Here is an 11,667-nt window from a genome sequence, read left to right on the forward strand (position 1 = left end):
CCAACACGGCTGGCGGGTGAAGTCAAGTCCTCTGCGTCGATCAGGCCGGAACCGCTCTTATCGCCTGCGCATTTTCCTCATCGCAGGAAGGAGGCTGCACGTTCATGGCCGCACGCGCATATTGGCAGGGCCAGATACGCCTGGCGCTGGTTTCGATCCCGGTGGAAATCTATGCCGCCACCAAATCCGGCGCGCAGATCGCCTTCCATCAAATCCATCAGCCCAGCGGCAAGCGTGTGCGGTACGAAAAGACCGTTCCCGGCCTTGGTCCGGTGAAGCCGGAAGACATCGTCAAGGGTTATGAAATTGCCAAGGGCGACTATGTCCTGCTGCAACCCGATGAAATCGAGGCGGTCAAGCTGGAGAGCAAGAAGACGCTGGAACTCACGCAATTTGTCGACTCCAGCGAAATCGACGTTCTCTATTATGAGCGGCCCTATTATGTGGTTCCGGCCGACGATCTGGCCGAAGAGGCGTTCATCGTCCTGCGCGAAGCGCTCCGCCGCACCAAGAAGGTTGGGCTGGGGCAACTGGCCATGCGCGGGCGCGAATATATCGTGTCGCTGAAGCCCTGTGGCCGGGGCATGGTGCTGGAAACCTTACGCTATGCCGATGAAGTCAACCGCGCCCAGAGTTATTTCCGCGACATCGAGGATGCGAAGCCCGACGCCGAACTTCTAGACCTTGCCGAAACGCTGATCGAGAAAAAGACCGCGCCGTTCAAGCCGGACGGCTTCCACGACCGCTATGTGGACGCTCTTGAGCGACTGATCGAGAAAAAGAAGAAATCCAAGGGCCGCCATATCATCGAGGACAAGGACGACACTCCTGTCCGGAAGGGCAGCAATGTCATCGACCTGATGGCGGCGCTCAAGAAATCGGTCGACAGCGGTGCGCGCAAGCCGCCCGCGAAGAAGGCGCCTGCTGCCAGAAGTTCCACCAAGACCCCATCCCGCAAACGGGCCTGAGCCATGGTGCAGGCCCATTCCCTGAGCGTCTACAATCGCAAGCGTGATTTCACCCGGACGAAGGAGCCTGCGGGCAAGCGCGGACCTGGGGGAGGCAACGGCTTCATCGTGCAGAAGCATGACGCCACGCGCCTGCATTATGATTTCCGTCTCGAAATGGACGGCGTCCTCAAGAGCTGGGCCGTGACGCGTGGCCCCAGCCTGGATCCCGATGACAAGCGGCTGGCCGTCCGGACCGAGGATCATCCCCTGTCCTATGCCGGTTTCGAAGGCTCCATTCCCAAGGGCGAATATGGCGGCGGCACGGTGATGCTGTGGGACGAGGGGACATGGGAGCCCGTCCCCGGGAAGAGCGCAAAGGATCTGGAGAAAGGCCATCTCCATTTCATACTGCACGGGCAGAGGATGTGGGGCGAATGGCTGTTGATCCGGCTAAAGCCGCGCGGCGACGAAAAGCGGGAAAACTGGTTGTTGCGCAAGATCGACGATGCCCATGCGGGGAGCGCCGACCAACTCGTCGCGCGCGAACTCACCAGCGTCAGGAGCGGCCGGACCATGGGCGAGATCGCCGCCGATGCGCCTGCCATCTCGCTGAAAGGCAAGAAGGGCAAGGCTTTCGACGCGGCGATGCAGAAGGCGGAGAAGGCGCCACCGGCGCGGCTCCGCAGCAGAGGCGCGATCGGCAAGCCGCCTGCTTTCCAGCCCCTTCAGCTCGCCACGCTGGTCGACGCGGTTCCGACCGGCCACGGCTGGATGCATGAGATCAAATATGACGGCTACCGTTGTTTGCTGTCAGCGGCGGGGGAGAAGGTCCGCATCTTTACTCGCAGTGGCCTCGACTGGACCGATCGCTTCGCCTCCATCGCGGCCGAGGCGGCGGGGATGCAACTGACGGCCGCGCTGATCGATGGAGAGATTGTCGCGTTCGATAGCCGAGGCAATCCCGATTTCTCGACATTGCAGCGCGCGCTGAAAGGCGATGGGGACGCTGCGCTGCATCTTTTCGCTTTCGACTTGCTTCGGCTCGACGGCGAGGACCTTGCCCCACATCCCAATATCAGCCGCAAAGAAAAGCTCGCTGCCCTGCTGGGCGAAGGGTCCGCGCATATCCATGTTGCCGATCACATCATCGGCGGGGGTGAAAAACTCTTCGACGCGATGTGCGGGGCGGGACAGGAAGGGATCATCTGCAAGCGGGCGGACGCGCCCTATCGCGGCGCCCGCACGAAGAACTGGCTGAAGGTGAAATGCACCCGCCGGGAGGAGTTCGTCATCATCGGCTGGACGCCCAGCAGCGCTGGTGGCCGATCGATCCGGAATTTGCTGTTGGGACAGCATGACGGCAAGGCGCTGGTCTATGCGGGCAAGGTCGGCACCGGCTTCAACATGGCCAACGGCGAGCCATTACTGCGGGCCCTGCGAAGCCGCAGCCGCAAGACCGCGCCGGTTGCCGTTCCTCGATCCGAAGCGCGTGGCGTGCAGTGGGTCCGCCCCGACCTTGTCGCGGAAATCGCCTTTGCCGAATTCACCGCCGACAATGTCGTCCGCCATGCCAGTTTTCTGGGCCTGCGCGAAGACAAGCCCGCGCAGGCCGTCCGACGCGAGAAAGCCATGCCCGTACCCAAAGCCGAGAGCGACGTCAGGATCAGTCACCCCGATCGGCTGATCTTTCCAGAGGCGAACATCAGCAAGGGCCAACTGGCCGATTATTATGCCGCCATCGGCGCGGCCATGCTGCCCTGGATCGTTCATCGGCCGATCAGCCTGGTGCGCTGTCCGCAGGGGAGGGCGAAGAAGTGCTTCTTCCAGAAGCATGACAGCGGCAGCTTCGGCGACCATGTGAAGCATGTTTCCATCCGTGAGAAGAGCGGTGGGGAGGAGGATTATCTCTACATCGAGGATGTGGACGGCCTGCTCGCCTGCGTTCAGATGGGGGCGATCGAATTTCACGGCTGGGGTTCGCTGGTCGGGAATGTGGAAAGGCCCGATCGCATGATCTTCGACCTCGATCCCGATGAAGGGCTGGATTTCGACGATGTCAAAAGGGCGGCCCGCGATATTCGCCGCACGCTGGAGGATATTGGTCTTGTCAGTTTTCCGATGCTCTCGGGCGGCAAGGGCATCCATGTCGTCGTGCCGTTGACGCCGGAAGCGGAATGGCCGCAGGTCAAGGATTTCGCCGATCGTTTCGCCCGCGCGCTCGCTGCGTCGGAACCGGACCGTTTCACCGCGACGATGAGCAAGGCCAAGCGCAAGGGGCGGATTTTCGTGGACTGGCTGCGCAACCAGCGAGGCTCGACGGCAGTGCTGCCCTATGTGGCGCGTGCGCGTGCGGGAGCACCCGTTGCAGCGCCGGTCAGCTGGGACGAACTGGAGAAGATCGACCGCGCCGGGACTTTCACCGTGAAGGACGTTGCGACCCTGCTTGACCGGGCGGGTTCACGATCCTTGCGCGGCTGGGGCGAAGCACGCCAGAATTTGCCGGTTTCGATTTAGGGGGGTGGATTTTACCGCATCCGTCTTTTCCGAGCGCTCGCTTTGTTGCATAGCGTGAGTCACCATGACCAAGCCTAACGAAGAAGCGTCCGCAACGGGCGCCGCCGCCCCGGTTCCCGACGAAAAGACCGACATGGCCAACGCCGCGCGCAGATCCGCGGGCAAGGCGGTGTGGATGGGCACCGCGGTGGGGATCGGTTCAGCAGCCATCGTCGCGGCGCTGCTTTACGCCAACAAGAAGCGCGGCTGACAGCCTTTACCGCAAAAAAAGAGGCGACATGGCCTTCGCTCCATGCCGCCTCAAATTGCGACCCGTCGTGGGTGTTGTCACCCGCCTTCGGGCGGGGATCTGCTTTTTATCCTCCGCCGCCACTCAAATAGCTGATCAGTTCAGGCTTGCTGACGGTCATGCTCTTGTCCGTATCGGCCGTGGCGAAGGCGCCATCGGCCCAGGCGGCGACTTCGGCCGGGGCCATCGTCTTGCCCGTCGCCTTCATCTCCTGATCTTTCAGCGCCACCATCCAGCGCGAAAATTCAGCCTTGTCGAGTTGGCCGTCATGATTCTGGTCATAGACGGGAAATTCGCTGTCCACGATGGATGCCACTCCATCGCCGGAGGTGGCGGGCTTGGCTCCTTCATCTTGCGCGCCGGGGGGGGGCTGCTGCGGGGCTGCTCCTGCCTGCGCGAGCGCGGATGGCGTCACCGCCAAGGCCGCGATCAAGAGAAGGGCGCGGATCATTTCAGTCTCCGGAATACGGCGTGCTGCTAAATTACCCTGTCATAATAGCCAAGTTTTTCCGTTGGTTCCTGAATATCCGTTCATCCTGATCCATTCGTCCGGGGAATTGGCTCGATTCGCCGCGTCAACCTGCGAATAATCGGACGAAATGGCGGAAAAACCGGAATTATTCTGCTTCTTCACGCCCGGATTTGCCCCCGAAAGGCGGGACTGTTAGGGGGCGCAGCGACATTCCATTCAATCAGATTCAGGATTCGCCCGATGGTCCCCCGTTACGCCCGCCCGCAGATGACCGCCCTTTGGGAACCGGAGGCCCGGTTCAAGATCTGGTTCGAGATCGAGGCGCATGCGACCGAGAAACTGGGCGAACTGGGCGTGGTGCCCCCGTCCGCCGCCAAGGCGCTGTGGGACTGGTGGGCCACCCATCCGGCGATCGACGTGCCCGCCATCGATGCGATCGAGGCCGTCACCAAGCATGACGTCATCGCCTTCCTGACCTGGGTGGCCGAACAGGTCGGTGACGAAGCGCGTTTCATGCATCAGGGCATGACCAGTTCCGACGTCCTGGACACCTGCCTTGCGGTGCAGTTGAGCCGCGCCGCCGACATTCTGATCGAGGATCTCGACAAGCTGCTCGAGGTTATCAAGCGCCGCGCCTATGAGCATAAGCTGACCCCGACCATCGGGCGCAGCCACGGCATCCATGCCGAGCCGGTGACCTTCGGCCTCAAGATGGCGGAAGCCTATGCCGAGTTCAGCCGTTGCCGTGCCCGTCTGGTGGCGGCGCGCGAGGAGGTCGCCACCTGCGCCATTTCCGGCGCGGTCGGCACCTTCGCCAATATCGACCCGCGCGTCGAGGAGCATGTCGCGGAGAAGCTGGGCCTCGCCGTCGAACCGGTCTCCACCCAGGTCATTCCGCGCGATCGCCATGCCATGTTCTTCGCGACCCTGGGCGTCATCGCTTCCTCGATCGAGCGCCTGGCCGTCGAGGTCCGCCACCTTCAACGCACCGAAGTGCTGGAGGCCGAGGAATATTTCTCGCCCGGCCAGAAGGGCAGCAGCGCCATGCCGCACAAGCGCAATCCGGTGCTGACCGAGAATCTGACCGGCCTCGCCCGCATGGTGCGCAGCTATGCGCTGCCGGCGATGGAGAATGTGGCGCTCTGGCATGAGCGCGACATCTCGCACAGTTCGGTTGAACGCTATATCGGTCCGGACGCGACCATCACGCTCGACTTCGCGCTGGGCCGTCTGACCGGGGTGATCGACAAGCTGCTGGTCTATCCCGAGCGGATGATGAAGAATCTCGACAAGATGGGCGGCCTTGTCCATTCGCAGCGGGTGCTGCTGGCGCTGACCCAGGCGGGGGTGAGCCGCGAGGACAGCTATCGCTATGTTCAGCGCAATGCGATGAAGGTCTGGGAATCCGACGGCCAGCTCTCCCTGATGGAATTGCTGAAGGCCGATCCGGATGTCGCCGCCGCGCTGACCGCCGAGCAGATCGAGGAGAAGTTCAACCTCGATTATCACTTCAGGCAGGTCGACACCATTTTCGCCCGCGTGTTCGGGGAATAGGATCAGGGTGACATAGGTGACACGATAAGGGCGCAGAAATGCGCCCTTTTTGGTTGATTTTCGTACAGTTCAAAAAGCCGGCCCCAACCTAATCCTCTTCCGATGCTGTAGGACAGCAAAATCGTCATTGCGGCGGGGCGTCGGACTGGCGGCGGATCAGTTCATAGTCGAGCAGCAGATGGGCGGGTTTTTCCGCGCCCTTGCCCTTGCGCGCCTTGATCTGCCGGACCAGCAATTCCACCGCCGCGCGCGACATGGCGCTGATCGGCTGGCGGATCGTCGTCAGTTCCGGCCAGATGGTGGTCGCGAGCGAAGTGTCGTCGAAGCCGCAGACAGTGAGGTCGCGCGGCACGTCCAGCCCGCCGCGATGCGCGATCGCCACGGTTGCCGCCGCCATGTCGTCATTGCTGGCGAAGATGGCCGTGGGCGGCTGGGGCAGCGCCAGGATCGTCTCCGCCGCCTCCAGCCCGGAGCGATAGGTGAAATAGCCCTGCGCCACCAGCGTCTCGTCCGGTTCGATCCCCGCCTCGGCCAGGGCGTCGCGATAGCCTTCCAGCCGGCGTTCGCTGGCGCTGAGATTGGGATGCCCCTTGATGAAGCCGATGCGCCGGTGGCCGAGCGCGATCAGGTGGCGGGTCATGGCCAGCGCGGCGGCATGGTCGTCGATGCGGACGGCGGACATGTCGTCCGGCGCTTCGCCCGTCGCCACCGCGACGGCGGTGATCCCCGCGGCGGCCAAGGCGTCCTTCACGCCCTGATGGTCGCAGAGCGGCGGAGGGAGGACGACGCCGTTGATCCGGCCGCGCAGCAGATGATCGACCACCGCATCGACGGCGCTTTCCTCGTCCCACTTCTCGACCATCAGGTCGATGCCGCTGCGGCTGGCCTGGTCCAGGCTGCCGACCAGAAATTCGCTGAGATAGTTGGCGGACGGGTTGCTGTAGAGCAGGCCGACCCGAATTTCCTCACCGCCCGCCAGGCTGCGCGCGGCGGCACTGGGCGAATAGTTGAGCGCGGCGATCGCCTGTTCGACCTTTTCCTTCGTTTCGGGACGGACGATCTGTTCGCCGTTGATGACGCGCGAGACGGTCATGGGGGACACGCCCGCATGCTGGGCGACGTCGTTGATGGTGGGGGCATTGCGCTGCCGCCGCGAGCTTCTGGCTTCCATGCAGGGATGGTAGCGGGAACATCGCGAGATACTAAGTGAAATATCGTTGGGCGGCGCTAAAGCCCGGCTTCTACCCTTTCGTTCCCCTGCGCGCATGGCCGCTGGCGTCCAGCACGGTTTCCATCGCGACGTAGGTGGAGGTGCTGGCGACATGGGGCAGGCTGGAGATCTTTTCGCCCAGCACGGCGCGATAGCGGCGGATGTCCGCCGTCCTGACCTTCAGCAGATAGTCGAAGCTGCTGGCGATCATATGGCATTCCTCGACCTCCGGAATGCGGCGGACGGCGGCGTTGAATTCATTGAGCGCCTTTTCCCGCGTGTCGGACAGCTTCACTTCGGCAAAGGCGACATGGTCCATGCCCAGCTTGGCCGGATCGACAATGGCGCGGAAGCCCCGGATCACGCCCAGTTCGATCAGCCGCCGCATCCGTTGCTGGCAGGGTGTCTTGGACAGGCCGACCGTCTGGGCGAGATCGGTGACCGTCATGCGGCCATCCTCGACCAGGGCGGCGATGATCCTGCGGTCGAATTCGTCCAGATCGACTGAAATGGAAGCGTTTGGCATATGTTTTTCCTAGCATGAGCCGTGAAATAAGTCATCATGGCCAGAAAAATGACCATCTTAAGTCGGATTGCACGGCACGCTTCGCTTATCATCGGGCCATGACGAGCCCCACGCCTTTTGCCGCCTTCGCCCCCGCCATCAGCGAGCAGTCGCCGCTCCGCCGGGCCATTACAGCCGCCTATCGCCGCGACGAGGCCCTGTGCATGGCGCCCCTGCTGGAAGCAGCCGCCTTGCCCGATGCGCTGAGGGGGCCGGTTCGCGATACGGCGCGCAGGCTGGTGACGGCGCTACGCGCCCATGGCAAGGGCAGCGGGGTCGAGGCGCTGGTGCAGGAATATTCGCTCTCCAGCCAGGAAGGCGTGGCGCTGATGTGCCTGGCCGAAGCGCTGCTGCGCATTCCCGACGACGCCACCCGCGACGCCCTGATCCGCGACAAGATCGCCGACGGCGATTGGGGCGGGCATCTGGGCGGGGGCAAGTCGCTGTTCGTCAATGCCGCGACCTGGGGGCTGGTGGTGACCGGCAAGCTGGTCGGCAGCGTCGACGATCGCGGGCTGGGCGCGGCGCTGACGCGGCTGGTGGCGCGGGTCGGGGAGCCGGTGATCCGACGCGGCGTCGACCTTGCCATGCGGCTGATGGGCGAGCAGTTCGTCACCGGCGAAACCATAGCGGAGGCGCTGAAGCGCGCGAAGGCGCAGGAGGCCAAGGGCTTCCAATATAGCTATGACATGCTGGGGGAGGCGGCGACGACCGCTGCCGACGCGGCGCGTTATCATGCCGATTATGAGCGCGCCATTCATGCGATCGGCCGGGCTTCGGCCGGGCGCGGCGTTTATGAAGGGCCGGGCATTTCGATCAAGCTGTCCGCCCTTCATCCGCGTTATTCGCGGGCCCAGGCCGACCGGGTGATGGGGGAGTTGCTGCCCCGCGTGCGGGAACTGGCGCTGCTGGCCAAATCCTATGACATCGGCCTCAATATCGACGCGGAGGAGGCCGACCGGCTGGAATTGTCGCTGGACCTGCTGGAGAGGCTGGCGCTCGATCCGGAACTGGCGGGGTGGAACGGGTTTGGCTTCGTGGTGCAGGCCTATGGCAAGCGCTGTCCCTTCGTCATCGACTGGATCGTCGATCTGGCCGGGCGGGCCGGGCGGCGGATCATGGTGCGGCTGGTCAAGGGTGCCTATTGGGATGCGGAGATCAAGCGGGCGCAGGTCGACGGGCTGGCCGATTTCCCGGTCTATACCCGCAAGCTGCATACGGACGTCGCGTATATCGCCTGCGCGAGGAAGCTGCTGGCGGCGAGGGACCATGTGTTCCCGCAATTCGCCACGCATAATGCGCAGACGCTGGCGACCCTCCATCATCTGGCCGGGCCGGATTTCATGGTCGGGGACTATGAGTTTCAGTGCCTGCACGGCATGGGCGAGCCGCTTTACGAGCAGGTGGTGGGCCGGGGCCATCTCGACCGGCCCTGCCGCATCTATGCGCCGGTCGGGACGCATGAGACCTTGCTCGCCTATCTGGTGCGGCGCCTGCTGGAAAATGGGGCCAACAGTTCCTTCGTCCATCGCATCGCCGATCCGGCCGTGCCGGTCGAGGAGATGATCGCCGATCCGGTCGAGCGGGTGCGGGCGATGCCGCAGCCGGGTGAGCGGCATCCCGATATTGCCCTGCCTTCGGCGCTTTACCCCGACCGGCGCAATTCGGACGGGCTGGACCTGAGCGATGAGATGGCGCTGGCGGATCTGACGCAGGCGCTTCAGGCCAGTGCGGCGATGGTGTGGACGGCGGCGGCGGAAGGCAACGAGGGGCAGGCGCGGCCCGTGCTCAATCCGGCGGATCGCCGGGACGTGGTCGGGACGGTGGTGGAGGCGCCGCCCAGCCATGCCCGCGCCGCCGCCATCCGGGCGGAGGCCAGCGCATGGGGGCAGGTTCCGGTGGCGGAGCGGGCCGCCATGCTGGAGCAGGCGGCCGAAGCCATGCAGGCGCGCATGCCGGTCCTGCTGGGGCTGATCGTACGGGAGGCGGGCAAGTCGCTGCCCAATGCCATCGCCGAAGTGCGGGAGGCGATCGATTTCCTGCGCTATTATGCGGCGCAGGCGCGATCGGCCTTCGGTCCGGCGCAGCAGGCTCTGGGACCGATGCTGTGCATCAGCCCGTGGAATTTTCCGCTGGCGATCTTCACCGGACAGGTCGCCGCCGCGCTGGTGGCGGGCAATCCGGTGCTGGCCAAGCCCGCCGAAGAGACGCCGCTGATCGCGGCCGAAGCGGTGCGGTTGCTGCATGAGGCAGGCGTGCCGGGCGATGCGCTGCAACTGATCCCCGGCGGGGGAGAGATGGGCGCGGCGCTGGTGGGTGCGCCGCAGATTGCGGGCGTGCTGTTCACCGGATCGACCGAAGTGGCGCGGCTGATCCAGCGGCAACTCGCTTCGCGGCTTTCGGCGGCGGGCAGGCCCATCCCGCTGATCGCCGAGACGGGCGGCCAGAATGCGATGATCGTCGACAGTTCCGCGCTGGCCGAGCAGGTGGTGGGCGATGTCATCGCCTCCGCCTTCGATAGTGCGGGGCAGCGTTGTTCGGCGCTGCGTATCCTCTGCCTGCAGGAGGATATTGCCGACCGGACGCTGGCGATGCTGAGGGGCGCGCTGAGGGAATTGCGGATCGGCCGGACGGACCGGCTGGCGGTCGATATCGGCCCGGTCATCACCGACGAGGCGAAGGCCGGGATCGAGGCGCATATCGAGGCGATGCGCGCGTTGGGCCTGCAGGTGGAGCAGCAGGCTTTGCCGGAAGAGGCCGCGCATGGCAGCTTCGTGCCGCCGACCATCATCGAGATCGACGACATCGCCCGGTTGAAGCGCGAGGTGTTCGGGCCGGTGCTGCACGTGATCCGATACCGCCGCGACGGGCTGGGGCCGTTGATCGATGCGATCAATGCGACCGGCTATGGGCTGACCTTTGGCCTGCATACGCGGCTGGACGACACCATCGCCCATGTCACGGCGCGGGTGAGGGCGGGCAATCTCTATGTGAACCGCAATGTGATCGGCGCGATCGTCGGGGTGCAGCCCTTTGGCGGGCGGGGCCTGTCGGGGACGGGGCCGAAGGCGGGCGGGCCGCTCTATCTGGGGCGGCTGGTGGCGACGCCGCCGGTCTTCGCAGAGCGGGCCGGGCATCTGCAATCGCCGCTGGGCGACTTTGCCGACTGGCTGGACGGGCAGGGGGAGGGCGAAGCGGCGGCGATGGCGCGGCGCCATGGCGATGCGTCGGCGCTGGGCGTGGAACTGGTGCTGCCGGGGCCGGTGGGGGAACGCAACCTTTATGCGCTGCATCCGCGGGGGCTGATCTGGATGCAGCCTGCGACGCGAATGGGGCTGTTTCAGCAGATGGCGGCGGTGCTGGCGACGGGAAATCGCGGCGTGCTGACGGGCATGGCCTTGCCTTCAGGCCTGCCCGCCAGCATCGCGGCCGCCTTTCCGAAGGAGCCTGACGGCCCCTTTGCCGCCGCGCTGGTCGAGGGGGATGAGGGCCGGATCAGGGCGGTCATGGAAGCGGCGGCCGCGATGGATGGGCCGATCGTCAGTGTCCATGCGCTGCGGGAGGGGGCTGGCGGGGGCTATTATCTCGACTGGCTGCTGGAGGAAGTGTCGACCTCCATCAACACGACGGCGGCGGGCGGCAATGCGAGCCTGATGATGATCGGCTGAAGCCGGAATTGTGCCGTTTTGGCACGATTTCAGGAAAATCCCCGCGAAGGGCGATTGTCCCGTCGATGGCGGCTCCTTGGCGACGTGCATTCACGCGAGGATCTTTTCGCTGGGTCCGGCCCAGCCGGGAAGATGCGCCGCTTCGGGGGAACGGGCCAAAACCAGTGCCTTCCGGAGGCAGCCGTCGAAATCGTCGAGCAGGCGGGTGATCCTGATCCGCTGGCGAAGGAAATTGGCCCAGAGAAACTCGGCGTAGAGAATGTCGGCCTTGGCATAGCCGCCCGCTCGCCGCAGCTCTCCGGCCAGGGACCGGTAGGGATCGTCCCTGAGCTTGCCGATATGTTTGGGCAGCGCGTCATAATCCTGCCGCCGCCCCTCCTCGTCAAAGGGATGCAGCCAGTTGCGGTTGTCCATATAGGTGAGGAAGGCCCGCCGGTTGAGATGG

At 64.6% G+C, this 11,667-nt stretch carries 9 protein-coding genes; 5 read left to right on the forward strand and 4 right to left on the reverse strand.

Annotated features, from left to right (window positions below; translation table 11 throughout):
• The first annotated feature begins 104 nt into the window (after nucleotides 1-104).
• From ku to MJ601_RS15210, 3 genes are all read left to right on the forward strand, one after another.
• Nucleotides 105-968 carry a non-homologous end joining protein Ku gene (gene ku, locus MJ601_RS15200; protein ID WP_242127892.1) on the forward strand — a complete coding sequence of 288 codons (864 nt, stop codon included), beginning with the start codon at nucleotides 105-107 and terminating at the stop codon, nucleotides 966-968.
• Nucleotides 969-971: 3 nt separating this feature from the next.
• The gene (ligD, locus tag MJ601_RS15205; RefSeq protein WP_242127895.1) at nucleotides 972-3,464 is read left to right on the forward strand and encodes a DNA ligase D; all 2,493 of its coding nucleotides are present in this window, start codon (nucleotides 972-974) and stop codon (nucleotides 3,462-3,464) included.
• Nucleotides 3,465-3,528: 64 nt separating this feature from the next.
• Nucleotides 3,529-3,714 carry a hypothetical protein gene (locus MJ601_RS15210; RefSeq protein ID WP_242127896.1) on the forward strand — a complete coding sequence of 62 codons (186 nt, stop codon included), beginning with the start codon at nucleotides 3,529-3,531 and terminating at the stop codon, nucleotides 3,712-3,714.
• 106 nt (nucleotides 3,715-3,820) lie between these two features.
• Here the strand turns inward: MJ601_RS15210 and MJ601_RS15215 are convergent, their stop codons facing one another.
• Entirely contained in the window at nucleotides 3,821-4,204 is a 384-nt protein-coding gene (locus MJ601_RS15215) for an EF-hand domain-containing protein (RefSeq protein ID WP_242127898.1), read from the reverse strand.
• Nucleotides 4,205-4,465: 261 nt separating this feature from the next.
• On the opposite strand from MJ601_RS15215, the gene purB reads away from it, so the two are divergent.
• A complete protein-coding gene (gene purB / locus MJ601_RS15220) occupies nucleotides 4,466-5,779 on the forward strand; it encodes an adenylosuccinate lyase (protein WP_242127900.1) in 1,314 nt (437 codons plus the stop codon).
• 124 nt (nucleotides 5,780-5,903) lie between these two features.
• Here purB and MJ601_RS15225 read toward each other — a convergent pair whose 3' ends face one another.
• Together MJ601_RS15225 and MJ601_RS15230 are read right to left on the reverse strand one after the other, a co-directional pair.
• Nucleotides 5,904-6,950 carry a LacI family DNA-binding transcriptional regulator gene (locus MJ601_RS15225; RefSeq protein ID WP_242127902.1) on the reverse strand — a complete coding sequence of 349 codons (1,047 nt, stop codon included), beginning with the start codon at nucleotides 6,948-6,950 and terminating at the stop codon, nucleotides 5,904-5,906.
• Between the two features lie 70 nt (nucleotides 6,951-7,020).
• Nucleotides 7,021-7,515 (reverse strand): Lrp/AsnC family transcriptional regulator, encoded by a 495-nt coding sequence (locus tag MJ601_RS15230; RefSeq protein ID WP_242127904.1) that lies wholly within the window; start codon nucleotides 7,513-7,515, stop codon nucleotides 7,021-7,023.
• Nucleotides 7,516-7,613: 98 nt separating this feature from the next.
• Here MJ601_RS15230 and putA point away from each other — a divergent pair, with 98 nt between their 5' ends.
• Entirely contained in the window at nucleotides 7,614-11,222 is a 3,609-nt protein-coding gene (putA, locus tag MJ601_RS15235) for a trifunctional transcriptional regulator/proline dehydrogenase/L-glutamate gamma-semialdehyde dehydrogenase (RefSeq protein WP_242127906.1), read from the forward strand.
• A gap of 90 nt (nucleotides 11,223-11,312) precedes the next feature.
• Here the strand turns inward: putA and MJ601_RS15240 are convergent.
• Nucleotides 11,313-11,667, reverse strand: a 355-nt coding sequence (locus MJ601_RS15240) for a ParB-like protein (protein WP_281061343.1), incomplete at its 5' end; no start/stop codon positions are given.

It is taken from the genome of Sphingobium trunci, assembly GCF_022664535.1.
Classification (GTDB): domain Bacteria; phylum Pseudomonadota; class Alphaproteobacteria; order Sphingomonadales; family Sphingomonadaceae; genus Sphingobium.